Raw genomic sequence first — 25,906 nt, 5'->3', positions numbered from 1 at the left:
TTGGTAAGTACCGTTGCTTCTTTGTAATTCCCCGGTACGAAGAACTACTCTTGATTTATCCTTTCTCTTTTCCTTAGCCATAAGTCACCCCTCCTAAATATGCTTTTTACCCTTGATATAGGTATCTAATTTCTCCCGGACAATAAAAACCTAATTCCCAAGCGGCACTACAAACGGGCATTTCTTTTGCTGTGATAATTGTCTGAGCTTCGTTATCCCGATACCGGAATATGCCGCCGCTTCTTCAATAGAAAGACATTTTTTCTCCCATATTGGCTTGTCAGCATTCCTTGCTTCAAGCTTTGCCTTATAAGTCATAACTTCATCATCCATAGTAGTTCCTCCTTAAATCGAATATGATTTTTTTATGTACTCATCAAAAACTTCTCTTTTTATCAGCCTGCGGTTTCCAATCCACAATACAAATGGGCAATCCTCTTTGTTTGTCATCTCGTAGAGCTTATCCCGACGGCAGCTCTTTTCTTGTTTCCGTTTGTTTCTTTTAGCTTTTTAATCACTTCGTACTTTTTCTGTTCTTTCATTCTAAGTTCAACCTTTCTGATAAAAACCACCTCCGAAGAGATAGTTTACTATGATATGTGTTTTTTAGGAATCCTTTTGGGACATTTTCTCTTGCGCTTTCTTAAGACATTATCACTTTTGGAGCAGAAAACCCACCCGAGAGCATAAAAAACTCTTGCAATCTTTTGTCCGATATGATATAATGCTCATGTTGTAATTACGGGCGGTCCTCTGTACGCAAGGAAAATGAGCGACAAGAACGTCTTGGAGGGAAGGAGGATACTATACAATGAATATTTTAGATTCAGTTGCACAGGATTACTTAAAGAAAGAAGTCCCTGCATTTAACGTGGGAGATACTGTAAAAGTTCACGTTAAAATTAAAGAAGGTAACAGAGAAAGAATCCAGATTTTCGAAGGTTTTGTACTGAAGAGACAGAACGGCGGAATTGCTGAGACTTTCACTGTTAGAAGAATTGCTTCCGGCGTTGGCGTTGAGAAGACATTCCCTGTACATTCACCATGGGTTGAAAAAATCGAAGTGATTAGAAAAGGTGATGTTAGAAGAGCCAGACTGCACTACATGCGTGGTAGAACCGGTAAAGCTGCTAAGATCAAGAGCAAAGAAAGATAAACTTTCTAAGGGAACCGTTAGGTTCCCTTTTTTTCTTTAGCGAATGAAAGTGTGGACGGGACGGCTAAGAAATGATATACTATTTGTATATGCGTAAATACACACAGATGAGGTAAAACATGATTGAAAATATAAACTGGTATCCCGGACATATGAAGAAGACCAGAGAACTGATTCAGGAAAATCTGAAGCTTGTGGATCTGGTTATAGAAGTCATTGATGCTAGGATTCCTATATCTAGCCGAAATCCCATTATCGATGAGTTGGTAAAGGACAAGAAGCGGATTATCGTTTTGAACAAGAGTGATCTTTCAGATCGAAGGGAGAACGACAAGTGGGCAGCGCATTTTGCGGCAGAGGGCAATTTGACTCTTGCTATGAACTGCATGAGTGGCGGTGGTGTAAACCAGCTTTTTAAAATGCTGGATAAGGAACAGGCGGCAAAGAACGCAGGGCAGATGCGAAACAAGCCTCTCCGCATGATGATTGTAGGTGTGCCTAACGTAGGCAAATCCTCTCTAATTAACAGAATGACAGGACGCAAAAGCGCTCAGACCGGTGACAGACCGGGGGTAACCCGAGGCAAACAGTGGCTTTCATTAAAAAATGGCATGCAGCTTTTGGATACGCCGGGCATTTTGTGGCCTAAGTTTGAGGATCCCAAGGCAGGTTTGAATCTGGCGTTTTGCGGCTCTATCAAAGATGAAATTTTGGATGTGGCAGACCTTGCACTGGAATTGATTACTGTGCTGCAGGACGCCTATCCGGACTTATTGGCAGAGCGTTATAAGTTGGATGCGGTGTGCGACATGCCTCTTGAAACCATGGAAGAAATCGCAAGAAAGCGGGGCTTTATCCTGCCTGGCAAGCGAATCGACTATGAGCGGTGCGCAAGGACCGTGTTAGATGAATTTAGAAGCGGAAAAATTGGAAATATTACATTGGAGCAAATATGAAAAAAGCAGAACGAGAAGCATATCTGAAAGCCAGACTGGAGGAAATGCTGAGCTACGAGCGGCAGCTTTGCGGGGAAGGTTACAGATATATTGCAGGCGTTGACGAAGTGGGAAGAGGACCTCTTGCAGGACCTGTAGTTGCTGCAGCGGTGGTGCTGCCTGAAGATTTTGACGTCATTGGCGTAGACGACTCTAAAAAGCTATCAGAAAAAAAGCGGGAGCAGCTTTATGAGGTGATTTTGGAGAAGGCGCTGGCGGTGGGAATCGGCAGCAGAGACAATCAGGTTATAGATGAAATCAATATTTTGGAGGCAACCAAACTTGCTATGACGCAGGCCATCGAAAATGCGGAGATCATGCTCAGAGAGCGCTTCGGTGCGGACATTGATTACGTGCTTTTTGACGCCATGAAAATCGACGCTGTGGAAAAGCCCCAGATGTCCCTGATTAAAGGTGATGCAAAGAGTGTGTCTATTGCGGCGGCTTCGATTATAGCAAAGGTAACCCGTGACAGGCAGATGGCGGAATGGAGCAAGATATATCCGGATTATGCCTTTGAGAAAAACAAAGGCTACGGCACTAAAGCCCACTACGAAGGCCTTACCCGGTGCGGCATGACACCGATACACAGGAAAAGTTTTTTAAAGAATTTTAAATAAAGAAAATGAAAAGGAGAAGTACCTATGGAAATCAAAAGCGACATTCAGATTGCCCAGGAAGTGGAAATGGCAAATATAAAAGAGATTGCCAAATCCGCCGGAATTGATGAAAAGTACGTTGAGCAGTACGGAAACTATAAAGCAAAGGTTGACTATAATCTTTTGCAGGAAAAGCAGGATACGCCGGACGGCAAACTGATTTTGGTAACTGCAATTTCACCGACCCCAGCAGGAGAAGGTAAGACTACTACTTCTGTAGGTCTTGCCGACGCACTGCACAAAAAAGGCGTTAACGTTATGGCAGCGTTGAGAGAACCATCTCTTGGACCGGTTTTTGGTGTGAAGGGCGGTGCTGCTGGCGGCGGCTATGCACAGGTTGTACCGATGGAAGATATCAACCTTCACTTCACAGGCGATTTCCATGCAATCGGCGCAGCAAACAATCTGATTGCCGCTATGCTTGATAATCACATTCAGCAGGGCAATGTGCTGGGCATCGATCCTAGAAGAATAACCTGGAAGAGAGCTGTAGATATGAATGACAGACAGCTGCGCTATATCTTAGATGGTATGGGCGGCAAGGTCAATGGCGTGCCAAGAGAAGATGGTTTTGAAATCACTGTAGCCAGCGAGGTTATGGCGATTATGTGTCTGGCAAAGGATATCGACGACCTGAAAGAAAAACTGGCAAGCATTATTGTAGGCTACACCTATGATGACAAACCGGTTACCGTTAGAGATATCAAGGCACAGGGCGCTGCTGCAGCCCTTCTGAAGGATGCTCTGAAGCCAAACCTGGTACAGACGCTGGAAAAGACGCCGGCATTTGTACACTGCGGACCATTTGCAAATATTGCTCATGGCTGCAACTCCATTATGGCAACTAAGATGGCGCTGAAGCTTGCCGATTATGTCGTAACCGAAGCTGGTTTTGCGGCTGACCTGGGTGCAGAGAAGTTTGTAGATATCAAGTGCCGAAAGGCTGGATTAACTCCGTCTGCATGTGTTATCGTAGCAACCGTAAAGGCTCTAAAATACCACGGCGGCGTTGCAAAAGCAGACCTTGCTGCTGAAAATCTAAATGCACTGGAAAAAGGTCTTCCAAACCTTTTACAGCATGTAGAAAACGTAACAAAGAACTTCGGTCTTCCAGCTGTAGTTGCTATCAACGAATTTCCGACAGATACTGCCGCTGAGCTGAAAATGGTAGAGGATAAGTGCAAAGAGCTGGGCGTAAACGTAGTGCTTTCTCAGGTATGGGCAAAGGGCGGTGAAGGCGGTCTGGCGCTGGCTGACGAAGTTTTGCGTCTGTGCGAACAGGAAAATCACTTCCAGTTCGTATATCCGCTGAATGTTTCCATTGCGGAAAAAATTGAAATGATTGCAAAGAAGATTTACAGAGCTGACGGCGTTATCTTTGAGGGCAACGCTAAGAAGCAGATGGCGCAGTTGGAATCACTGGGCTTTAATGATGTGCCTGTGTGTATGGCGAAAACTCAGTTCAGCTTCTCTGATAATCCGGCGCTCCTTGGCGCACCGAGAGGGTTCAACATTACAGTAACAGATTTGAAAATCGATGCGGGCGCAGGCTTTATCGTTGCAAAGACTGGCAATATTATGACGATGCCGGGATTGCCGAAAGTACCTGCAGCAGAAAGAATAGATGTAGATAACACAGGAAAGATTACAGGACTATTCTAAGATTGACATTGACAATCGATGCTGGAGATTGTATAATGCCCGACAGAAAACAAGAAGTTAAATTTATGGTATTTACCGTGAAGAAAAGCCAGGTCGTGTGGGACCTGGTTTTTCTTTATGTTTTTAAAATGACTGCTGCTATTTTCCGTTGCGACCACCCAGCCATTTGCCTATGTAGCGACTAACCAAAATTCGATGCATAAGAAGAACCTTAACATAAGGCACAGCATTTCTCAATTTGAGAAATGCTGTTTTTGTATCCTTGCAATTGCAGTGTTTCTACGTTGGCATGATTTATGCGATTTATACAGGCAAGAAAAAGATACCAAAGGAGGTTAATTTTATGAAAAGAGTTACTGTATTTGGTGCAGGAAACGGTGGTGTTACTGCAGCTTATCACTTTGCAAGAGCAGGATATCAGGTTTGCATCTGCGATTTTTCGCAGTTTCCTACGCAGATAGAAAATATTGCAGAACGCGGAGGAATCAGTGCGGCGGGAGAGACACACGGCTGCTCTATGATCCTGGAAGGATTTGAGCCGATAGAGCTTGCCACCTGCGATATCAAGGAAGCGATGGAGTTCTGTCAGCTGTATGTGATTCTATGTCCGTCCTTTGCACAGGAGATTTTCTTTGCACAGATGATACCGCATTTAAAGGATGGCAGTATTATAGTGACTATGCCGGCAAATTACGCAAGTCTTGTATTTACTGAAATGCTGAAAAATGCGGGAAAAATTGACCTTGATGTACATTTTGCAGATACAATCAGCATTCCTTGGGCATGCAGACTGCTATCGCCGGGTGTAACTGGAATCATGGGAATTAAGAAGTTCCTGCCGCTGTCCATCTATCCGTCAGATGAAAGCGGCAAGGTAGAGGATGCGGTGAGAGATTTGCTACCGATTCCGGTGGAGATTCTGAATAATCCGCTGGTTGCAGGCCTTGAGAATATCAACTTTGGCGGACATCCACTGATGACAACCATTAACATAGGACTTTTGGAGAATTTTAACGGGGCGTTTAATTACTATAAGGACTGCTGCAGTGCGGCAACAGCAAGAGCGGCCGCTAAGATGGACTTAGAGCGGCTGGCGGTGGGCAGTGCTTTGGGCTTTTCACTACGGACGGAACTTGAGGCGATGAATGCGCTGTATGGTATGGAGGAAGAAAGCGTTTATGACTTTAACAGAAAATCTGTTTCACACGGAAAAATCAACGGTGCACCAGATAGCTCGAAAGCCAGATATATCAGTGAAGATGTGCCTTATGTGTTGGTGCCATGCTATGAACTGGCAAAACTTTGCGGTGTTGATACGCCGATTATTCGTGCTTGCATAACGCTAGCATCGGCATATAATGAAGATAACTATTTTGAGAGCGGACGAACGCTTAAAAAGATGGGACTTGGTGGTCTGTCAGCGGAGGCAATCAAAGAGAAAATCTCAAAATGAGAACAAATAGCAGTCGAAGGTTCTCATTTTGAGAAGCTTCATTGCATTGAATCAAGAAATTGTTTAAATTTCAATGGAAATTAAGTTGGCACGTTTTATGCTTTATATAACAGCAGAAAAAATATAGGAGGAAATATCATGGAACCGAAATTAGAAGAAAAGAAGTTCAAACTGCGCTTTCCGGATACGGGAACTCTTTTGATTATTTTAGTGGTTTTATCTGCAATTTTAACGTATATCGTTCCCGCAGGGCTTTTTGAGCGGCAGCTGGATGAAGCCACAGGCAGAACGCTAGTCGTAGCAGGTACTTATGCCAGTGCAGAATCCAATCCGACGACATTCATGCAGCTGATTATGTCTATTTATAACGGTATGGTGGACGCTTCTGATATTGCCTGGTTTATCTTTGTCATAGGTGGCGCCTTTGGCATTGTAACCAAGTCGGGCGCTATTGCGGCAGGACTGAACAAATTGATTCGCAAATATGAAGGAAAGGAAAGTCTGCTGGTGATTATCATCATGAGCGCATTTTTCCTTGGCGGCATGTCCTATGGCATGGGCGAAGAGGTCATTCCACTGGTAGCAATTTTAGTGCCAATTGCAATTAAGATGGGATTTGACCCGATTGTAGGCGTATCTATGGCAATTGTGGGACTTTACAGCGGATATTCAGCAGGTGCGCTGAATCCCTTTAACACCGGCGTGGCACAGGGCATCTGCGACCTGCCGATGTTTTCCGGTATAGGACTTCGCATCGCGCTGGGCGTAGGGGCGCTTCTCATTGCGATTCATCACACCATTCGCCACGGAAAAAAGTTCAAGGCCAGCGGTCAGGTGGTGAACTTAAACGAACTGCCGGAAAACCTGCAGACTGTAGAGGAACGCGAATTTAACGGCAGAGACAAGGTGATTTTGCTGGTTCTGGTTCTGACTGTTGCGGTACTGGTATACGGCATTATCAAATTTGACTGGTACCTGGGCGAAATGGCTGCGCTGTTTTTCCTTATGGGAATCATCGTAGGACTGATTCACTTTGAGGGCAGCTTTAACGACACGATCAACGAGTTTATGATTGGCTGCAGAGATATTGCGACAGCGGTCATTCTGGTATGTCTTGGCAGAGCGATTTTGATTGTTTTGCAGGACGGAAATATTTTGGATACCATCGTCTATGCGACTTCTGTACCGCTTGCGAAACTTCCAAGCGTGGTAGCAGCATGGGGCATGTACTTGTCACAGGGGGTTGTCAACTTCCTGATTCCGTCGTCTTCGGGACAAGCGGTTGTGGTGATGCCGATTATGAGTTCACTAGCTGACGTGCTTGGTATTACTCGACAGACCGCAGTATTAGCATTTCAAAGCGGCGATGGATTCTGGAATATGATTACGCCGGTACATCCGATTCTGATGGCGTCACTGGGACTTGCAGGCGTATCTTTTAAGCAGTGGTTTAAGTTTGCATTCTCACTGGTAATGAAATGGTCCGCATGGGTTTGCATTATCCTTGCGGCAGCAGTTTTGACAAATTACGGTCCATTTTAAGGAACCTAAAAATAGGAGGAAATGAAAATGAATAATGTAAAGATGATCTCAAAGGCAGATGTACAGAAAGTGCTGGACATGAAAAAATCCATCGAACTGGTTGAAAAGGTGTATGAAGCCCATGGACATAACGAAGTGAATATGCCGGCAAAAATTACGCTGGATACAGGGGAAAGCAACGACTGGCCACCATATGGCGGCTCCTACAATGCAATGCCGGCGTATATCGGTCAGGATGTAGATATTTCCGGGATCAAATGGGTTTGGGGCTTCAATGATAATGCAAAGAAAGGCATCCCTTATATCGGCGGTGTCATTATCTTAAACGAAGCAAGAACTGGTGAAATTCTTGCTATCATGGACGGCAGTTTTATTACCGATATCAGAACCGGCGCTTCTGCAGGTGTTGCTTCTAAGTATCTGGTTCGCAAAGATGCCAAGGTTGCCGGCATCATCGGCGCAGGTGTGCAGGGCAGAATGAATGCAAGAGCCATCGCAGAATCCTGTGAAAATCTGGAAGAAATCAAGATTTCTGACTTATACTGGGAAGCAGCGGTAAAATGTGCAGAAGAACTCAATCAGGAACTTTCGGTAAAGGTGACGCCGGTAAAGACCAATCAGGAATGCTGTGAAGGCTCTGACCTGATCATTACGGTAACCATCGCCAATGAGCCGCTGGTAATGGGTGCGTGGCTGAAAAAGGGCTGTACTGTGATGTCTCTGGGTTCCTTCCAGGAATTGGATGAAAACATTCCGCTTCACTGTGACAAGCTGATTGTCGACAGCTGGGCACAGAACGCCCACAGGGGTGAACTTTTGAAACTGGTTCATGACGGAAGAATCACAGAAGAAAACATCCATGCTGAAATGCCGGATATCGTAGTGGGGCGTAAGAGCGGAAGAGAAAACGATGATGAAATCATCTGTGCAAGTATTATCGGTATGGGTTCCACCGACATCGGCACAGCGGGACAGCTGTACAAAGATTATTTTGCAGAAGACGACAGCCTGCCGGTATTTGCTTTCAGAACCTATGATAAATAGACACAGAAAATGAAAGTATTGAAATAAGTGCAATCTTCTGTTAAAATGAAAATATACGTGAAGTAGAGGCTGCCACTGGCAGCCTTTGCGCTGTGATTCGTTCCCAGAGGTAATTATGAATTTAGGTAGTATCAGAGAATATGCACAGAAGACCACAGAAATTATCAGCACAGTAGCGGACATGCAGGTGTTGGTCTGTGATATGCAGTTTCAGATTATTGGGGACAGCAAAGACGGCATCACCAATCAGCGGGCGCTGAATAAGTTGACCGGTAATTCCATGCTGGTGGAGACCGTTCGCCTACGAAAAATGATGGTGATCGAAGACAGCAAGAAGGATTTTGCAGGATGCAAAAATTGTCCGGAGAAGAATGCGTGCGACGTTAACGCAATGATTTCCATTCCAATTATCGATGGAGAGGATATTTACGGCGCCATTGGTCTTTATGCCCATGGAAAAGAAGATGTAAAGAGACTGATGGAAAAGAACAAGGATTTTCTGGAGTTTATTCACAGAATGTCAGAACTTTTGGTGATGAAACTAAAAGAGACTTCTGAAACGAAGAAATTAAAAGAAACTGTCAAGCAGTTGAAAAATAACAGTTGCAATTTGCCTTTTGAAGACATTGTAGGAAGCAGTCCCGCGTTTCGGAAGGTAAAAGAAGAGGCGAGGCGTTTTGCACAGGGGAATTCAGGGATTCTGATCCAAGGAGAAAGTGGAACTGGCAAGGAGGTTTTTGCTAGAGCCATTCATACCGCCAGCAGAAATGCGGATGGTCCTTTTGTTGCCATTAACTGTGCGGCGCTACCGGAGAACTTAATCGAAAGCGAGCTGTTCGGCTATGAGGAGGGGGCATTTACCGGTGCGTTGAAGGGCGGAAAGCTGGGAAAGTTTGAACTCGCCAATCACGGTACTTTGTTTCTCGATGAAATCGGTGAATTTCCAATCCATCTGCAGGCGAAACTTTTGCGAGCCCTTCAGGAGAAAAAAATTCAGCGAGTAGGCGGCAGCAAGGAGATAGAGGTGTCGGTACGGATTATCGCAGCCACCAATCAGGATTTAGAGGAGCTTTCGCGCAACGGACAGTTTCGGGAGGATTTGTATTATCGCCTCAGTGTCATCCCTATTACATTACCGCCGCTAAGACAGCGACGAAGTGATATTGGAGAATTGGCAGAGCATTTTCTCAGGATTTATGCAAAGGCGCTGCACAAAGATATTTTTGGCATAGACAAGGCGGCCATGGACAGGCTGTACGAGTATGCGTGGCCGGGCAACATCAGACAGCTGCAGAATGCTATCGAATATGCGGTGAATATTTCTTCTGGTTCCTATATTACGGTTGAAGATTTGCCGCAAAGAATTTTGGGCAACGCCACGGAACCACCTTCTGAAAGCGGAATTTGTTTGAAACCGCTTAGAGATGTGGAAGATGAATATATTTTAGAGGCCATCAGAATTTATGGCGATACACTTTCAGGCAAGCTGAAAGCAGCGGAGGTGCTGGGCATCAGCAAAGCTACGTTGTATCGCAGATTAAAAGAACTTAATGTATAGAGAGGTAGAAAAAATGAAGCACAAGTTTATTGCAAAGCGGTACTGGAAAGATCAGAGTACTGCTATGGGAAAATCTGATGAAATGGCAAAGTCTTTTGATGATGTGATCAATCTGAGTTTAGGGGATCCGGATTTAATCACCCATGATATTATTATCGACAATGCCTTTGCAGATGCAAAAGCCGGACATACCAAGTACACGGATTTCAGAGGAGATCCGGAGCTGCGCGCAGAAATCTGCAAATACTATAAAGAAGAGTATCAGATGGATGTTGTAGACGAGGAAGTCTTTGTCTGCGCATCTGCATGCCTGGGCATGTATTTGGCGCTGGAAGCCATCATAGACGATGGAGATGAGGTAATTTTACAGGCGCCGTACTTTACGCCGTATCCGCAGCAGGTGGAACTGGCAAGAGGCATCCCTGTTGAGCTTCCAACTTATGAGGGGGAAGACTTTCAGATTAACATTGAACGTCTGGAATCTCTGATTACAGAGCGTACAAAGGCGCTGGTCATCAACTCGCCGAGCAATCCGACCGGAAACTGCCTGACTGTAGAGACTATGGAAAAAATCGCAGAAATCGCTGTAAAGCATGACTTAATTGTAATTTCTGATGATATTTATACCTCGTTCAGTTACCAGAATCCGTTTGTGCCGTTTGCGACACTTCCGGGTATGAAAGAAAGAACGATTATTCTCAATTCATTCTCCAAGAACTTCACCATGACAGGATGGAGAGTGGGCAACATCATTGCGCCGGATTACATCATCAAGGTGATTCAGCAGATTAACGAAAATGTAGTATTTACTGCGCCGTCAGTATCTCAGCGTGCTGCAATCTATGCACTTCGCCACAGAGCGGAGATTCAGCCGCCGATGATTTCCGAATACAGGAAGAGAATGTTCTATGCAGCGGAGAGAATTAACCAGATTCCAAAGCTTTCTGTGATTTACCCGCCGAAGGGAAGTTTCTATCTGTTTATGAACATTAAGGAAAGTGGGCTGACCAGTGCTGAGGCGGCGGAACTGATCCTAAAGGAGGCACATGTGCTGATGCTGCAGGGTGATGCCTTTGGAGCCTGCGGAGAAGGCTATGTGCGTATCGCTTGCACTGTCAATGTGGATACCCTGAAAGAGGCTTTTGACCGAATTGAAAAGATCGAGGCGTTTCAGTAAAAAAAGTGTGCATGACGGAGCTAAAGCTCCTATGCACACAATAAGAAATTGTGAGAGACGAAAAGCGTGCGTATAGAAATGTGCACGCTTTTGCCGTTTTATGTTTGAAAAGGAGAAACGGAATGGAATGGAAAGATGGAAAAAAACGGTGCAGGTGGGTGAATCCCAAGAATGAAATCTATCTGCGTTATCATGACGAAGAATGGGGTGTGCCGGTGCATGACGATCATCAGCTTTTCGAAATGCTGATTTTGGAAAGCTTTCAGGCGGGTTTGTCCTGGGAGTGCGTGCTCAATAAGAGAGAAGCCTTTCGAGCTGCTTTTGATGGGTTTGATCTTGCCAAAGTCTGTGATTATGACGAGGAAAAAATGGCAGCACTTCGCGAAAATCCAGGCATCATCCGCAACAAATTGAAAATTCGAGCGGCAGTAAATAATGCGCGGATTTTTCGCGAAATCCAAAAGGAATACGGAAGTTTTTCCAACTATCTCTGGCATTGGACCTGCGAAACTGTTTTGCACGAAACAGATGTGGTAAGTTCTCCACTTTCCGATCAGATCTCAAAGGATTTGCAAAAACGAGGAATGAAGTTTGTCGGAACGGTGATTATTTATTCGTACTTGCAGGCGGTCGGCGTCATTGATTCTCATGAAGAAGGCTGTTTCAAAGCGCGCGGCACAAAAGAATAAAAGGCTGCGTGTTCTAGTAAATCAAAGAAAAGGTGAGAGTGAAAGAAAACATGGCAAACCCATGAAAGGAGTCTTCGACGATAGTACTGACAAAATTCTGGATTTTGAAAGATTTTGTCAGTAAATCGTGTCGAAATCACATCGTATGCCCCTGAAATCCTGACAAAACTGACAATTTTTTTCGATTCTGTCAGTTTTGTCAGGATTTTTACATAAAACACCGACAAGACTGACAAAAATCTGAGAAATTGTCAGTTTTGTCAGCAGTGTAAAAGGGTATCGCTTTTTCACGCGTTTGCCGCGCGAAAGAAAAGGGTGCGGCTTGCAAAAATAGCGGCACCCGTGCTATACTAATACCAGTTTAAAAAGAAAAGAGAGGTACAAGCTATGCAATGGATTGATCAAAGCTTGAGAGAATTTACAGAAGTGCTGGCGAGCAAAGCGCCTGTGCCGGGCGGCGGCGGCGCGTCGGCGCTGGTGGGCGCACTCGGGACAGCCCTTGGCAGTATGGTGGGTGCGTTAACGGTAGGAAAGAAGAAATATGCTGCTGTGGAAGAAGAAATCAAGGGACTGATGAAACAGGCGGAAGTTCTGCAGGCAGAGCTGCTTGCCCTTGTGGAAAAGGACGCGGAGGTTTTCGCGCCCCTTGCGGCGGCTTATGGCATGCCGAAAGAAACGAAGGAAGAAAAGGCGGAGAAGGCGCGAGTCATGGAGCTTGTGCTGAAGGATGCATGTAGCGTACCTCTGGAAATTATGGAAAAATGTTGCCAGGCGATTGATCTGCACAGGGAATTTGCGGAAAAGGGCAGCGTTCTTGCAGTCAGTGATGCCGGTGTCGGCGTAATTTTTGCCAAAGCAGCCCTGCAGGGCGCGTCACTGAACGTCTTTATTAATACAGGCTCGATGCAGGACAGAGCATACGCCGAAACGCTCAATGAGAAAGCTGAGAAGATGCTGATGGAATATACAGTAGCCGCCGATGAGGTGTACGCGAAAGTGTACAGTCAGCTAAAGAAATAGGGGGACAAGATGGAAAAATTACTAAAAGGAAAGCCAGTGGCGGACGCCATTGACGAAGGGTTGATTGCAAAGATGCCCGTATTTTATGAGAAAGGCGTGGTGCCGACCCTTGCAATCGTTCGTGTGGGGGAAAACGGCAGCGATATCGCCTATGAAAACGGCGCTGTGAAAAAGGCAAAGAAGATCGGCGTACAGACAGAAAAATTCATCTGTGATGGGAAGATAGAGGAAGCGGATCTCATTGCGGTCATAGAATCCATCAATCAGAATCCGGAAATTCATGGTGTGCTGCTGCTGCAGCCTTTGCCAAGGCACATCGACAGCGAGAAGGTACGAAATGCCATCGCGTCGGAAAAGGATATGGACTGCGTTTCGGATGGCGCGCTGGGCAGATTTTTTACTGGGGACAGTGCTTTCGCGCCGTGCACAGCGGAAAGTTGCATTGAAATTTTGAAACATTACGATGTAGATTTACGCGGAAAGCGGGCGGTGGTCATCGGCAGGAGCATGGTCATCGGAAAGCCCGTCAGTCTGATGCTTCTGAAGGAAAACGCGACGGTAACCGTCTGCCACACAAAGACCAGACCGGAGGATTTACGGAATCTTTGCAAAGCGGCGGATGTGATTGTAGCAGCCGCCGGCGCTGCAGGGACTTTGACAGATGAGATGATTAGTCCAGGTCAGGTGATTGTGGATGTGGGCATCAACTTTAATGAGGAAGGAAAAATGATCGGCGATGTGTCGGTCTGTGAGGACGCCCAGGTGTGGCTGACCCCGGTACCGGGCGGTGTGGGCAGTGTGACAACCAGTCTTTTGATGAAACATGTCGTGGAAGCGGCAGAACAAAGCATGCTTTAGTTCTGCAGGAGGAACCTTTGTGCAATGAGTGGATTGATTGATAAACTGAACCAGATTATGCAAATCGACAATACCAAATATGATGGTGTACTGATTGTAAATAAACATGGCATTGTGGAGTACAGCACGTGGTTTGGCAGAATGTCTAATGCAGTCATTCCGGACTGGACCAGATCGATTGTCGGAGAGCATCTGACGAATTTTTATGAGGATCTGTCAGAGGAAAACAGTACCGTTTTTCAAACACTAAAGACAGGAAAGATGTCCATCGACGAACCGCAGAAGCTGACCTGGAAAAACTATCAGATGGTACTGCGCGGCATCACGTATCCCATTGTGGAGAGTGGGGTGATTTTGGGCGCGGCCAATGTTGCGCAGCTCTTGTATCTACAGAATTTGAAGACCTCAGAATATCTGAAACAGAAGCTTTATGTCACAGATGATATCATCACGCAGAACAGGAAAATGCTGGAAATGAAAGCGATGATACTGGAGGTCAGCAACAGTGATTCACCGGTGCTGATTTATGGCGAAACAGGGACAGGAAAAGAACTGGTTGCAGAATCAATCCATGCAGAGGGAAAGCGGCGTACCGGAAATTTTATTACACAGAACTGTGCTGCAATTCCATCCCATCTTCTTGAAAGCATGTTTTTTGGTACAGAAAAGGGGGGCTTTACCGGCGCGGAATCCAGAGAAGGTCTTTTTGAAATGGCCAATGGAGGCACCCTCTTTCTGGACGAAATTAATTCGATGGATTTAGGGATGCAGGCGAAGCTTCTGAAGGCAATTGAAGAACAGAAAATACGCCGGATTGGCGGTAATCAGGATATTCATTTTGATGTACGTCTGATTTGCGCGACCAACGAACCCCTTGAAAAGCTGCTTTCCGAAAAGCGAATTCGGGAGGATTTGTACTATAGAATTTGTGTTTTACAGATCGAAATTCCACCGCTTCGAGAGCGTGTCGACGACATTCTGCTTTTGACGGAACACTTCATTCGCTATTATAATGAACGCATGCAGCGAAATATCAAGGGGATCAGCCCTTTGACGGAGCAGGTCTTTGTAAAGTGGGACTGGCCCGGCAATGTGAGGGAACTTCGCAATATCATCGAAAGCGCGTTTAATATAGAAAAGAAGGAATATATTAGCTTGGAAAGTGTGGACGCGCTGTTCCGAAGAACACAGCTTGTAAAGACGGTCAGCAGAGAAGAACGGAATGTATCACAGCGGGCAGATTTACTTTCTGAAGCAGCAGAGATAGAGCCGGGAATGCATATTGATTTGGAACAGATGCTGGCAGCCTATGAGCGTCAGGTGATTCAGACTGTGATGGAGCAGGAAACCAAGTTAATTGATGTTGCCAGGAGGCTTTCCATCTCTCCGCAGAAGCTGCAGTACAGACTGAAGAAGCTGGGGATCACTAATAAAAAATTTTGAATAAATAAAAATATTTTTATAAATAAAGAATTTTTCATCGAAAAAAGTGCGGCTGCAATTTTAATCTAATACTGAAAACGCTTGAAATTCAGGCGTTTTTTTGTTGCCCTTTTTCAAATGAACGGATTGGCACGCCCTTTGCGATAGTATAGTGCAAAGACTGAAGGAGGGAGTGAAAGAATTTGAAAAGACCATTACCGGGCAAAGTGGACATCATCGACGTGACCCTGCGGGATGGATTTCAGCACGAGGAAATGTTCGTGCCCACAGAGGTGAAGCTCTGGATCGCAGAGCGGCTGATGGAAGCAGGATTTCGGCGCATTGAGGTCGGCACGTTCAGTCATATCAAATATGTACCCCAGTTTAAGGATATCCTGGAGGTATTGAAAGGACTTCCGAAAAGAGAGGACGTAGAGTACACCGTCCTTGCGCTCAACACGAAAGCCTGTGAGCGTGTAGCTGCAGCCCTTGAAGAAGGCGTTCAGATTGACCGCGTACTGTGCGGACAGCTGGCAACCAGCGAGGCGTATGCCCGCAAGAATATGAACAGAACCCATGAAGAACTTTTTAATGAAGCAGAAAAAAATATAAAATTTCTTCACAGTCTGGGCATCAAGAAGGTTTTCGGCAATATTGGAACGATTTTCGGATGTCCGATCCAGGGAGAAATACCAATCGAAAAGGCTTACGAATTTGTAGATCGGGCTTTTGACATTGGATTTGACGAGATTGAACATTCTGATCCTGACGGCATCGCAGATCCGGAAACCGTATACCGCTATTTTTCGCATATCCTACAGAAGTATCCAGATGCATCGATGCATTCCTTCCATGTCCATGATATACGCGGCATGGGGATGGCATCTTACTGTGCAGCGATGGAGGCAGGTGTCAGAACCTTTGACTGCAGCCTGGGCGGCATTGGCGGACAAGTTGCGAATATTGTCGACAGCGTACCTGTCAAGGGGATCGGCGCATATTACTTTGATACGGAGAGAACCGGGCTGGTGGAAACCTGCGACTTTGTCTCCATGGTAAATGCCATGGGGATTGATACCGGAATCGATGAGAAAAAATGCGGCGTTATTACGCAGATGATGGAACGAATTTTAGGACGCACGCTGCATTCCTTTACAGCAGCAATCAAATAACAGAGGAGATGATAAGATGAAAACAAGTAGCTATTCCGGCTTTTTCAAGCTGGATACAGAGGCAAGAATGCGGGAGGTTGCCGAATTCGCGGGACTTTCTATCGCAGAACAGGAAGTTCTCAGAAGCGCGGATTCTTTGGACATGGACAAGGCGGATCACATGGTAGAAAATGTAATCGGCAGATTCGCGCTGCCGATGGGTGTTGCCATTAACTTTATCATAAACGGTAAAGACGTGGTAATTCCCATGGTGACAGAAGAACCGTCTGTCATTGCGGCATGCAGCAATGCGGCAAAGATGGCAAGAGCGGCAGGCGGCTTTACAGCAAGTACCTCCGGCAATATCATGATTGCGCAGATTCAGATGCTGCGCGTACCTGCGCCTTTTGCAGCAAAGAGTATGATTTTAGAGAAAAAAGAGGAAATTTTGCGAATCTGCAACGAAAAAGACCCGGTACTGGTCAGCTTTGGCGGAGGCGCAAAGGATGTGGAGGTCAGAATCATAGATTCTGCGGAAGGCCCTATGGTGATTGTGCATCTTCTGGTGGACACCCTGGACGCCATGGGCGCAAATGCGGTAAATACCATGGCAGAAACGGTTTCCCCTTACATAGAGGAACTGACCGGCGGCATTGCGGAGCTGCGGATTTTGTCCAATCTGGCGGACAGGCGTGTGGTGCGGGCAAGAGCAACTTGGAAAAAGGAAGCAGTCGGCGGCGCAGAGGTGGTGGAAAAAATTCTCAGCGCTTATGCCTTTGCGGCGGCAGACCCTTACCGGGCAGCAACCCATAACAAAGGGATTATGAACGGAATTATTCCGGTGGTGCTGGCCACGGGAAATGATACCAGGGCCATTGAGTCCGGCGCCCATGCTTATGCGGCAAGAAACGGAAGATATACATCGCTAACCACCTGGGAAAAGAATGCAGAGGGAGATTTAGTCGGCTGTATTGAGATGCCTATGGCGGTCGGACTTGTGGGCGGCGCTACCAAAATCCATCCGGCGGCACAAACAGCCGTGAAAATTTTAGATGTAAAAACTGCTGCGGAGCTGGGACAGATTATCGCATCTGCAGGTCTTGCAAATAATCTGGCGGCGATGAAAGCGCTTGCGACGGAGGGCATCCAGCGAGGACATATGTCTCTGCATGCGAGAAATCTGGCAAGCACCGTAGGCGCAAAGGGTGAAACGCTGGAGAAAATCGTGAAACAGATGGTGGCAGAGAAAAAAGTACGCATGGAATATGCGGCAGAGCTTTTCGAACAGTATAAAAAGCAAGGAGATGAAGGCTGAATTGAAACAGAAAGTATTTATCAATGGTAAGATATTCACCTCAAATCCGAAGCAAGCCTATGCGGAGTGCTTTGTAGTGGAGGACGGAAGAATTACTTTTATTGGAGACAGAAGCGATTTGCCGGAATATGATTGTGAAGCTGAGGATTTGAAAGGAAAGCGCGTCATTCCCGGCTTTGTGGATACCCATATGCACCCGGTCATTTTGGCAGACTGCGCGGCGAAGATATCCTGCCTGCCACCGGTGGTTCACTCCATCGAGGAACTGCAGGAGGAAATTCGCCGCGCAGCGTTAGAGAAAAAGCCAGGAGAATGGATTTGCGGCTGGGGCTATGATGAAGAAAAGTTTGCGGAACATCGCGCGCCAAACCGGTATGATCTGGACAAGGCGTCAGCGGATTATCCCATCGAACTGCTTCGTTCCTGCTCTCATATTCGGAGTGTCAACAGTAAAGCGCTGGAACTTGCAGGGATTACGAAGGATACCCCTGATTCGCCAGGCGGAGAAATTGAACGGGATGCGGAAGGCGTGCCGACGGGGATTCTCAAAGAAAATGCCCGCCATCTGGTCGGCGCGGTTTTGCCGGACAAATCCAGAGAGGTTATCGTGGATGGTCTAGTGGATCTGGGAAAGCTGCTGCTTTCTCAGGGGATTGTAGCGGTGACGGATATGGGAAACCTGGATGCAGTGGATTATTTCGATTATTATCAGGAAGCGGCAGAAAAAGGATTCCGGCAGGATGTAGGCATGTACTATATTTGGGATTTGATTCGTAAAAATCCTGATTTCCGGTGGGACGCTGAGAAAGCAGACAAATCCAGGCAGATTCACAGAAATGGAATTAAGCTGATTGCAGACGGCAGTATCGGCGGCAGAACGGCATGGATGGACAGACCCTATTTGGGGTCCTGTGACGAATGTGGCATTTCTGTGTGCAGCGACGAGGAAATCGAAAGCGCCATGGAATTTTGTCAGAAACATCAGTGCCAGCTGGCTGTACACACTATGGGAAAACGGGCAATCGACCGGATTGTGGATCTTGCATATCAGACCGGATCGTGGCTTTGTGATATGCCGTCTGTTCGCATGGAGCATATTACAGACCCGTCCCAGAATGCCATTGAAAAGGCGGCAGCAGGAAAAATTGCCTTTGCAACGCAGATGATTTTCCTGTATGCTGAAATTGAGAGTTATCGAAACAATTTGGGTATGGACTGGATTAAGGAGACCTATCCCATTTCCCATATGCTGGACTGCGGCGTGAAAGTGGCGCTGTCAACGGACGCTCCGGCAACCTCCTGGGCGCATCCGTCCGATCCGTTTCCAAATCTCAAGTGCGCGGTATCAAGAACGGCGTACGATGGAACGGACTGCGGTGAGAAAGGCAGCATCGATATCGAAACAGCGATCAGACTCTATACGAAAGAGGGCGCTGAAATTGCGGGATTTTCTGATATCGGTCAGCTGGCAGAAGGCTTTCGGGCTAATTTTGCGGTATTGTCAGAGGATATTCTGCATGTACCGCCAGAACGCTTTCCTGAAATTCGGGTAGAGCAAACCTATATGGACGGCGAATGTGTGTATGACAGGACAAAGGATCAGTAAAGTACAGATCTGATTTTTATCCTTACAGAATATCTTTTCCAAACATAGAAACATAGAAAGGAAAAAACGATGCTAGCTATTATGAATTTTTGTATTGCGTGCGCCAACTGGTTTTGGGGACTTCCCATTCTGATTTTAATCGTTGGCGGCGGATTATATATGAGCCTTCGATTAGGCTTTCCACAGATTACAAGGCTCCGTTACATCTGTTCCCAGACCTTTGGCAAGATGTTTGTGAAAGCAGAAGCCGGTAAAATATCTCCTTTTGCAGCAACATGCTCTGCACTGGGATCTTCCATCGGCGCGTCCAATATCGTGGGCGTTCCGGTAGCCATTGCGCTGGGCGGACCGGGGGCAATCTTCTGGATGTGGATTATCGCTATTGTCGGCTGCTGTACCAAATATGTTGAAATTGCTCTTTGTATGAAATACAGAACGAAAAACGAAAACGGCGAATGGGTCGGCGGCGCTTTCAGCTATGTCAAGGAACTGTTCGGTGGGAAAAAGGCAGGACGCGCTATTGCGATTTTCTGTGCGTTTTTTACCATGATTGCGGGAATTCCGTCGGTGGCTTCACAGACGCTGTCCGCCAGCGCACAGGTTGCGGTATTTGGCATTAATGGTACGGTATTCGGTATCATTGTTGCGGCAATTGTTGCGCTGATTGTCTTCGGCGGTATTAAGAGAATTGCCAGTGTTATGGAAAAGGCAGTGCCAATCATGGCAGCGATCTATTTGCTGGGCGTTATCATCATTTTAGTGTGCAACGCCGGTGAGATTCTTCCTTCCCTGGGCAGTATCTTTGTCTATGCGTTTACACCGCACGCCGCAGTTGGTGGCTTTGCCGGTTCTACCGTTGCGCTGGCGCTGCGCTGGGGTTCCGCAAGAGGTGTATATTCCAACGAAGCGGGCTTTGGTTCTGCACCGTCAGCCCATGCGGCAGCCGATGTTGACCATCCGATCCGGCAGGCGATGTGGGGCGTCTTTGAAGTAGGCGTAGATACGATTTTAGTCTGCACAGCGACGGCGCTTTCTGTACTGACGACTGGCGTATGGAAGCAGCCGGGTGTAGATGCCGGCGCTTTGGGACAGGCGGCGTTCCATACAGTATTTGGCGCGGCTGGAGACTATTTTGTGGCAATCTGCGTACTGCTCTTTGTTATTACAACGATTACCGTAGTCATTTTCTACGATGAGAGACAGGCGGAGTTCCTGTTTAAAACGCCAAAGGCCGGCGTTGCATGGAGATTTATCGCCATTGCGACCATGATCATCGTAACCTTCGGTATGGAACTGACGGTTGTATATCAGCTCAACGATTTTGTCAATGCTTTGTTCATCATACCAAATATGATCGCGATTATCTGGCTTGTACCACAGGTTGTAAAACTGCAGGATGAATTCTTCCATACACCGGGTAAATATTATCTTGCTGATATGGAAGCAAAGAGAGCCAAGAAAGAAACGAAATAACGATTATAACACAAGTGAAATGAATTCTGTAAAATAAAGACCTGTCTTGTTTTGGATCCATACCGGAAAGTCACTGAAAAGTCAGGCTTTCCGGTATGAGTTTTTGGAGGAAAAAGAAAATGAAACCACTGGAAGGTGTAACGATACTGGATTTAACAAGAGTTGTTGCAGGACCTTATGCAACGATGATATTAGCCGATCTTGGCGCTAGAGTGATTAAGATTGAAAATCCCGGTGATCCGGACTATACACGGGATTTTGAGCCATATCTTGTAGATGGAGATAAGCGGCAGAGCGCTTTCTTCGCCCAGTATAACAGGAATAAAGAGGCAATCACGTTGAACTTGAAAGAGCCGCGGGCAAAGGATATTTTCCGGCAGATGGTTCAAAAAGCGGATATTGTTGTGGAAAATTATCGCGCCGGCGTAATGGATAAGCTGGGTGTTGGTTATGAAAATTTGAAAACGTACAATCCGAAGCTGGTTTATACGGCAATTTCGGGATTTGGACAGACGGGACCGTATTCGACATGGCCTGCATATGATAACAGCGGGCAGGCGCTCAGCGGGCTTTGGTCCATGAACGGTATGCCCGGTGAACCGACCAGAATCGGTACGATTATCGGGGATTTGGCGGCAACTTTTTTCGGCGCGATTGGAACTCTTTCTGCGTACATTCACGCGCAGAAAACGGGACAGGGACAGCTGGTGGACGTGGCGCAGCTGGACGCCTCTCTGGCGCTGACAGAAAATGCCGTTTCCAATTATACGGTGGGAGACCAGGTGCAGCAGCCTCTTGGAAATGATCATCCCCTCTGCAGGCCTTATGGGAAATTCAGAGCAAAGGACGGCGAAGTCTTCTTCGGCGGCTATACAGATCGTTTTTGGAAGACGACCTGCGAGTTCTTTGGCGAACCGGGGCTTTTGCAGGATCCTGAAATTGATACCATGGCAAAGCGCTTTGACGAAGAAGTTTACAATAGGAGAATTTTGCCGAAAATCAATCAGTGGTTTTCTGCGTATACCTGTCAGGAGCTGCAGGACGCGCTGGCGGAAAAATTACCGCTGACAGCGATTCATACGATAGATCAGGTGCTTTTAGATCCGCAGCTGAATCACAGGGACATGTTTATCGACTATGCTTACGGAAATGCTCACGGCAAGCTGTTCGGAACACCGATTAAATTGAGTGAAACGCCGTGTGATACTTCGGGCCGCGCGCCGGAGATCGGAGAAGGCAACGCCCGAATTTATCAAGAGTTTTTGGGATATTCGGAAGAAGAAATCCGTGTGCTTTCAGAGGAAGGAGTTTTGTGATGACGCATATTTCTTATGAGGTGAAAGATGGGATTGCAGTGATTTGGTTTAACAGACCGGAAAAGCTGAATACCCTGACGCTGCAGATGTATCAGGACTTAGGAGAGGCTTTTGAAAAAGCGCAGAAGGATGACCATGTAGCAGTATGCATTTTGACAGGAACAGGAGAGAAGGCTTTCTGTGTCGGGGCGGATCTGACGGAATCCATTCCGTATTTGGGACAGGGACATTATATCGACGAGTGGGACGCAGCACATTTAAAGCACAGCAGGCTATTTAAACCGCTTATTTGCGCAGTTAATGGACTTTGCATGGGCGGCGGTTTTGAAATTATGCTGGCGTCGGACATCAGAGTGGCTTCCAGTCAGGCAGTATTTGCCCTTCCGGAAGTTTCTCTGGGAATCGTGCCTGCCGGCGGCACGCTGGTAAGATTGGCAAGACAGATTCCTTATGTCAGAGCAATGGAACTGATTTTAAGCGGCGAGAGGATCGATGCGCAAAAGGCGTTAGACTATGGACTTTTAAATGCGGTGGTACCGCCTGAACAGGTGATGGAGAAAGCCATGGAGATGGCAAAGAAGCTCTGCGCCTGCAGTACAAGGGCAGTGCAGACGGCAAAGGAATCTGTGCTGAAGCTGAGAGAAATGCCGGCTGAACAGGCTTTTGAGACGGAGGCGCTGCTGGGGTATAAAGCCTTTACCAGTGAAGACGCAAAAGAAGGATTGGCAGCCTTCTATGAGAAACGGAAACCGGACTTTCCGTCGAAGAAGTGGTAAATAAATTGTGCTGATTTTGCTGGAATTTATTGTTTACAGTGGGAAAAGGAAGCTGATATAATAAATGTATTATCACAGAAGGAGATTGCATTTATGGATACCATTTTCTACAACGGAACAATTTATACGCAGGATCAGGCATATCCTGCATGCAGCGCTATAGCAGTGAAAAACGGCGTGATTGCAGCGCTGGGTAGTGACCAGGAGATGCTGGCGCTGGCAAGCAGCAGGACGGAGCGGATTGACCTTGCCGGAAGATTCGTGGTGCCGGGATTTATCGACAGTCACCTGCATTTTATTTACGACGCCATGGTTCGGAGAACCATCGATCTGTCAGAGACTAAGTCACTGTCAGAAGCGATGGAGCTTTGCCGCGGCAGAGTTTCTGAAATCAGCGAGAAGGGTGGATGGCTCCTGGCAGGCGGTTTCAACCAGGACGACTGGATAGAAAAAACCATGCCTACCAGGACGGATCTAGATGCGATTTCAGAAGAGGTGCCGGTGGTATTGCAGAGAGCTTGTCTGCATATTTCCGTTTGCAATACAAAAGCGCTGGCGCTTTCGGGACTTTTGGAAAGCTGTCCGGACGGTATCGTCAGAGAACAGATGCAAAACGCTATTTCTGAGGCGGAGCCGCTGCCGGATTTAGATGAACTGAAGGAACTGATTCAGGATGCGGCGCGCGCTGCCGCAAGAGCCGGTATTACGGAAGTTCATACCGATGATTTTACGGTGCTGCCGGGCACCTGCGGGAAGCTGATTTTACAGGCGTACAGAGAGCTTTCCGAAGCAGGAAAGCTGGATGTGCGGATTTATGAACAGTGCAATCTGGAAACCCTGCCGGAGCTGAAACAATTTCTTGCAGCAGGGCACAGAACCGGCGATGATTACGGTTTTTTCAGAATCGGACCGCTGAAGATTATTACAGACGGATCTCTCGGCGCCCATACGGCGGCTATGCTTGCGCCGTATTGCAACGCGCCGGAAACCTGTGGCGTGCTGAATTATACCGATGAGAAACTGCAGGAGATGATATCCTTGGCGCAGGAGTACGGAATGCAGATGGCGATTCATTGTATCGGCGACGGTGCACTGGAACAGACGCTGAATGCGCTGCGCAGGGCGCATTATGAGAATCCAAAGGCGAATCTTCGCCACGGGATCGTCCATTGCCAGATTATGAGCGAAAAGCAGCAGGACTGGTTTCAGAAACTGAATCTGCTGGCATATATTCAGCCGATTTTTGTCCGCTATGATATGCATATCGTAGAAGACTGCGTAGGAGAGGAACTGGAGGCTACCAGCTATAACTGGCGAAGGTTTGCTGAGCTGGGCGTGCATCAGTGTGCAGGCTCCGACTGCCCGGTAGAAAAATTTGATATCCTGCCCAATCTGCAGTATGCGGTAACCCGTAAAGACCCGGTTTCCGGCAAGACCTGGTATCCCCAGTACGGGTTGACCTTAGAAGAAGCGCTGCAGGCGTTTACCTATGAGGGGGCGTATGCAGGGTTTAGTGAGGATGTACGGGGTACGATTTCTGTCGGCAAATATGCGGATTTGACCGTGCTTGACAGAAATCTGTTTGAAATTCCTGTAGAGGAAATTTCCGGAGCAAAAGTTGTTCTAACCATGACAGGCGGGAAGGTGACTTATCGCGCTATATCATAAACAAAAAGAACGCCCTGTGGTCCATACATGCAGGGCGTTCTTTTTATTTATCGTATTTACGCTGTCAGCATCATTTCCAGCGAGTTGTCTGCAAAGAAGGTATTGGCATTGTAGAGGAATAGTACATCCGTGATGCCTTCTGATTTAATGATATCGTTGATATCATCAAAGAAATAGCGAGGATCGACGACGACGATTTCGCGGAAATTCTGTGCAAGGAACGGAATCATGCTGTTAGCGTAAGAATCCTTGACCAGCAGTAATTTTTTTTCGGAGGCAGTAGGGGTTTTGATGGTGTACATCGGATGGTTGCTGCCGCCGAATACGGTATAAGCGTCTTTGGTATCCAGATTGTCAAGCTGGTAAAACTCCGTTGTCTTCGTTTTGGTATCCGCATAGTAAATGACGGAATTATGGTAATCTTTGTCTTTATTTGGCAAGTAAATGGTTAGCGGGTCATTTTGACCGTTGGTGAAACCGCTTTTGGAAGCCAGGGTGCCGCGAAAATCGTTTTTTACGACATAGCGTTTATAGCTTACATTATCGGTCAGTTTCATAATGGAAACAGCTTCTTTATATGCGAGAAACGCACCGTCGGTGGTCCAGTGATGGTCGGTTCTATAGTAGAGCTGTGTATTTTGCTTTGCGTTTTTGGTTAAGATGGAACGCACATCAATAGGCTTGATGCCGCACTCTTCGACTCCTTTATAAAACTGATTAATGGATTGGTTTTGATCTGCAGTGATTACGGTTGCAGGCAATTTGTCGCACAGAATATTGGCGGCATTTGGCGCCAGCATAAAGTACATGTTCAGTTTTTTGTACTGGCGTTTGAACTGAGTCAGACTGGAGAGGGTGGATTTCATCCAGTGCTCTGAAGGTTCCGTGATAGATTCCATCAGGTAGTTATCTTTGCAGCGGTAGACGCCGCCTGATTCCAGCTTGCCGCAGGTCACGTCAGATGCTGTTTTGATTTTTATGAACGTATTTCTGGCAGGAAATTGGTCGTTGACATAGGATTCCAGTTTTTTTTCATAGCGACCTTCCACATAAGAAGAAAAGGTGAATGTCGGTTTATCCTGTAGTACTCTGTTTTCTTCTTCTGAAAAACTTTGATCACTGCTGAACAGATTGCAGAGGAAGACCCCCGCAAGAACAGCGATGAAACAAAGCCCTAATATTGTATCGGTTAATTTTTTGTTCATAATTGATAATCCTTTTTTTTGCAATTTATATTACCGTTTGGCAGTTTGCTCGTCCTCTTGGGACGGAACCATTATACGACTAAATCCTGCCAATCAAGCTTCGCTGTGGGCTTGCTTTCTTGGGGATTTAAGGCATAAGGTCCGTCAGACCAATCGAACTT

The 25,906-nt window shown here is 46.6% G+C and carries 23 protein-coding genes and 1 pseudogene; 20 read left to right on the top strand and 4 right to left on the bottom strand.

Annotated features, from left to right (window positions below; translation table 11 throughout):
• The 3 genes and pseudogenes from D1155_RS04175 to D1155_RS04165 form a co-directional block, all read right to left on the bottom strand.
• The coding region (locus tag D1155_RS04175) for an integrase DNA-binding domain-containing protein (protein WP_161880226.1) at positions 1 to 81 on the bottom strand (81 nt) is incomplete at its 3' end.
• A 69-nt stretch (positions 82 to 150) separates the two neighbouring features.
• Entirely contained in the window at positions 151 to 333 is a 183-nt protein-coding gene (locus tag D1155_RS04170; protein WP_160202952.1) for an excisionase, read from the bottom strand.
• Positions 334 to 345: 12 nt separating this feature from the next.
• A pseudogene (locus tag D1155_RS04165) lies at positions 346 to 465 on the bottom strand (excisionase); the annotation flags it as partial.
• Positions 466 to 811: 346 nt separating this feature from the next.
• Between D1155_RS04165 and rplS the strand changes: the two are divergent.
• From rplS to D1155_RS04065, 20 genes are all read left to right on the top strand, one after another.
• A complete protein-coding gene (gene rplS / locus D1155_RS04160) occupies positions 812 to 1,156 on the top strand; it encodes a 50S ribosomal protein L19 (RefSeq protein WP_160201146.1) in 345 nt (114 codons plus the stop codon).
• A 119-nt stretch (positions 1,157 to 1,275) separates the two neighbouring features.
• Entirely contained in the window at positions 1,276 to 2,112 is an 837-nt protein-coding gene (gene ylqF / locus D1155_RS04155) for a ribosome biogenesis GTPase YlqF (protein WP_160201145.1), read from the top strand.
• Complete coding sequence (locus D1155_RS04150) at positions 2,109 to 2,771, top strand: ribonuclease HII (protein WP_160201144.1); 663 nt, start codon at positions 2,109 to 2,111, stop codon at positions 2,769 to 2,771. Before ylqF ends, D1155_RS04150 begins: the two co-directional genes overlap by 4 nt.
• Positions 2,772 to 2,795: 24 nt before the next feature.
• Positions 2,796 to 4,472, top strand: coding sequence for a formate--tetrahydrofolate ligase (locus tag D1155_RS04145; RefSeq protein WP_201759522.1), 1,677 nt, complete (start codon positions 2,796 to 2,798; stop codon positions 4,470 to 4,472).
• Positions 4,473 to 4,815: 343 nt separating this feature from the next.
• Positions 4,816 to 5,925, top strand: coding sequence for an NAD/NADP-dependent octopine/nopaline dehydrogenase family protein (locus tag D1155_RS04140; protein WP_160201143.1), 1,110 nt, complete (start codon positions 4,816 to 4,818; stop codon positions 5,923 to 5,925).
• Positions 5,926 to 6,063: 138 nt separating this feature from the next.
• Complete coding sequence (locus tag D1155_RS04135; RefSeq protein WP_160201142.1) at positions 6,064 to 7,467, top strand: TIGR00366 family protein; 1,404 nt, start codon at positions 6,064 to 6,066, stop codon at positions 7,465 to 7,467.
• 27 nt (positions 7,468 to 7,494) lie between these two features.
• A complete protein-coding gene (locus D1155_RS04130; RefSeq protein WP_160201141.1) occupies positions 7,495 to 8,511 on the top strand; it encodes an ornithine cyclodeaminase family protein in 1,017 nt (338 codons plus the stop codon).
• A 115-nt stretch (positions 8,512 to 8,626) separates the two neighbouring features.
• The gene (locus D1155_RS04125; protein ID WP_160201140.1) at positions 8,627 to 10,069 is read left to right on the top strand and encodes a sigma 54-interacting transcriptional regulator; all 1,443 of its coding nucleotides are present in this window, start codon (positions 8,627 to 8,629) and stop codon (positions 10,067 to 10,069) included.
• A gap of 13 nt (positions 10,070 to 10,082) precedes the next feature.
• Complete coding sequence (locus D1155_RS04120; protein WP_160201139.1) at positions 10,083 to 11,246, top strand: pyridoxal phosphate-dependent aminotransferase; 1,164 nt, start codon at positions 10,083 to 10,085, stop codon at positions 11,244 to 11,246.
• Positions 11,247 to 11,368: 122 nt separating this feature from the next.
• Positions 11,369 to 11,935: a DNA-3-methyladenine glycosylase I gene (locus tag D1155_RS04115; protein WP_160201138.1), complete on the top strand. Its 567-nt coding sequence runs from the start codon at positions 11,369 to 11,371 to the stop codon at positions 11,933 to 11,935.
• Positions 11,936 to 12,322: 387 nt separating this feature from the next.
• Complete coding sequence (locus D1155_RS04110; protein WP_160201137.1) at positions 12,323 to 12,955, top strand: cyclodeaminase/cyclohydrolase family protein; 633 nt, start codon at positions 12,323 to 12,325, stop codon at positions 12,953 to 12,955.
• Between the two features lie 9 nt (positions 12,956 to 12,964).
• Positions 12,965 to 13,813, top strand: coding sequence for a bifunctional 5,10-methylenetetrahydrofolate dehydrogenase/5,10-methenyltetrahydrofolate cyclohydrolase (locus tag D1155_RS04105; RefSeq protein WP_160201136.1), 849 nt, complete (start codon positions 12,965 to 12,967; stop codon positions 13,811 to 13,813).
• Positions 13,814 to 13,837: 24 nt separating this feature from the next.
• Positions 13,838 to 15,256, top strand: coding sequence for a sigma 54-interacting transcriptional regulator (locus D1155_RS04100; protein ID WP_160201135.1), 1,419 nt, complete (start codon positions 13,838 to 13,840; stop codon positions 15,254 to 15,256).
• Positions 15,257 to 15,438: 182 nt separating this feature from the next.
• Positions 15,439 to 16,407, top strand: a complete 969-nt coding sequence (locus D1155_RS04095; protein ID WP_160201134.1) for a hydroxymethylglutaryl-CoA lyase — start codon at positions 15,439 to 15,441, stop codon at positions 16,405 to 16,407.
• A gap of 16 nt (positions 16,408 to 16,423) precedes the next feature.
• On the top strand, positions 16,424 to 17,701 hold the full coding sequence (locus D1155_RS04090) for a hydroxymethylglutaryl-CoA reductase, degradative (protein WP_160201133.1): 1,278 nt from the start codon (positions 16,424 to 16,426) through the stop codon (positions 17,699 to 17,701).
• A gap of 1 nt (position 17,702) precedes the next feature.
• Positions 17,703 to 19,307, top strand: coding sequence for an amidohydrolase (locus D1155_RS04085; RefSeq protein ID WP_243151010.1), 1,605 nt, complete (start codon positions 17,703 to 17,705; stop codon positions 19,305 to 19,307).
• 69 nt (positions 19,308 to 19,376) lie between these two features.
• Entirely contained in the window at positions 19,377 to 20,780 is a 1,404-nt protein-coding gene (locus D1155_RS04080; protein WP_160201131.1) for an amino acid carrier protein, read from the top strand.
• 119 nt (positions 20,781 to 20,899) lie between these two features.
• On the top strand, positions 20,900 to 22,096 hold the full coding sequence (locus D1155_RS04075) for a CaiB/BaiF CoA-transferase family protein (protein WP_201759521.1): 1,197 nt from the start codon (positions 20,900 to 20,902) through the stop codon (positions 22,094 to 22,096).
• Positions 22,096 to 22,872: an enoyl-CoA hydratase/isomerase family protein gene (locus D1155_RS04070; protein WP_160201129.1), complete on the top strand. Its 777-nt coding sequence runs from the start codon at positions 22,096 to 22,098 to the stop codon at positions 22,870 to 22,872. The genes D1155_RS04075 and D1155_RS04070 overlap by 1 nt, the downstream gene beginning before the upstream one ends.
• Positions 22,873 to 22,965: 93 nt before the next feature.
• Positions 22,966 to 24,540, top strand: a complete 1,575-nt coding sequence (locus D1155_RS04065; RefSeq protein ID WP_160201128.1) for an amidohydrolase — start codon at positions 22,966 to 22,968, stop codon at positions 24,538 to 24,540.
• Between the two features lie 56 nt (positions 24,541 to 24,596).
• Here the strand turns inward: D1155_RS04065 and D1155_RS04060 are convergent, their stop codons facing one another.
• Entirely contained in the window at positions 24,597 to 25,745 is a 1,149-nt protein-coding gene (locus tag D1155_RS04060; protein WP_160201127.1) for a DHHW family protein, read from the bottom strand.
• Positions 25,746 to 25,906 lie beyond the last annotated feature (161 nt).

Origin of the sequence: Anaerotruncus sp. 80 (genome assembly GCF_009936115.1) — a bacterium.
In the GTDB taxonomy this organism is placed as follows: Bacteria; Bacillota; Clostridia; order Peptostreptococcales; family Anaerovoracaceae; genus Senimuribacter; species Senimuribacter intestinalis.
Note: the sequence above shows the minus strand (reverse complement) of the source record. Positions and strands in the feature narration are given on the sequence as shown.

Bases quoted from the DNA above. Each gene is read 5' to 3' on its own strand.
- D1155_RS04080 (WP_160201131.1), top strand. From the start codon at position 19,377: ATGCTAGCTATTATGAATTTTTGTATTGCGTGCGCCAACTGGTTTTGG.
- D1155_RS04120 (WP_160201139.1), top strand. From the start codon at position 10,083: ATGAAGCACAAGTTTATTGCAAAGCGGTACTGGAAAGATCAGAGTACT.
- D1155_RS04060 (WP_160201127.1), bottom strand. From the start codon at position 25,745: ATGAACAAAAAATTAACCGATACAATATTAGGGCTTTGTTTCATCGCT.
- D1155_RS04170 (WP_160202952.1), bottom strand. From the start codon at position 333: ATGGATGATGAAGTTATGACTTATAAGGCAAAGCTTGAAGCAAGGAAT.
- D1155_RS04070 (WP_160201129.1), top strand. From the start codon at position 22,096: ATGACGCATATTTCTTATGAGGTGAAAGATGGGATTGCAGTGATTTGG.
- D1155_RS04135 (WP_160201142.1), top strand. From the start codon at position 6,064: ATGGAACCGAAATTAGAAGAAAAGAAGTTCAAACTGCGCTTTCCGGAT.
- D1155_RS04125 (WP_160201140.1), top strand. From the start codon at position 8,627: ATGAATTTAGGTAGTATCAGAGAATATGCACAGAAGACCACAGAAATT.
- D1155_RS04075 (WP_201759521.1), top strand. From the start codon at position 20,900: ATGAAACCACTGGAAGGTGTAACGATACTGGATTTAACAAGAGTTGTT.
- D1155_RS04130 (WP_160201141.1), top strand. From the start codon at position 7,495: ATGAATAATGTAAAGATGATCTCAAAGGCAGATGTACAGAAAGTGCTG.
- D1155_RS04140 (WP_160201143.1), top strand. From the start codon at position 4,816: ATGAAAAGAGTTACTGTATTTGGTGCAGGAAACGGTGGTGTTACTGCA.
- D1155_RS04110 (WP_160201137.1), top strand. From the start codon at position 12,323: ATGCAATGGATTGATCAAAGCTTGAGAGAATTTACAGAAGTGCTGGCG.
- ylqF (WP_160201145.1), top strand. From the start codon at position 1,276: ATGATTGAAAATATAAACTGGTATCCCGGACATATGAAGAAGACCAGA.
- D1155_RS04100 (WP_160201135.1), top strand. From the start codon at position 13,838: ATGAGTGGATTGATTGATAAACTGAACCAGATTATGCAAATCGACAAT.
- rplS (WP_160201146.1), top strand. From the start codon at position 812: ATGAATATTTTAGATTCAGTTGCACAGGATTACTTAAAGAAAGAAGTC.
- D1155_RS04065 (WP_160201128.1), top strand. From the start codon at position 22,966: ATGGATACCATTTTCTACAACGGAACAATTTATACGCAGGATCAGGCA.
- D1155_RS04145 (WP_201759522.1), top strand. From the start codon at position 2,796: ATGGAAATCAAAAGCGACATTCAGATTGCCCAGGAAGTGGAAATGGCA.
- D1155_RS04105 (WP_160201136.1), top strand. From the start codon at position 12,965: ATGGAAAAATTACTAAAAGGAAAGCCAGTGGCGGACGCCATTGACGAA.
- D1155_RS04150 (WP_160201144.1), top strand. From the start codon at position 2,109: ATGAAAAAAGCAGAACGAGAAGCATATCTGAAAGCCAGACTGGAGGAA.
- D1155_RS04090 (WP_160201133.1), top strand. From the start codon at position 16,424: ATGAAAACAAGTAGCTATTCCGGCTTTTTCAAGCTGGATACAGAGGCA.
- D1155_RS04115 (WP_160201138.1), top strand. From the start codon at position 11,369: ATGGAATGGAAAGATGGAAAAAAACGGTGCAGGTGGGTGAATCCCAAG.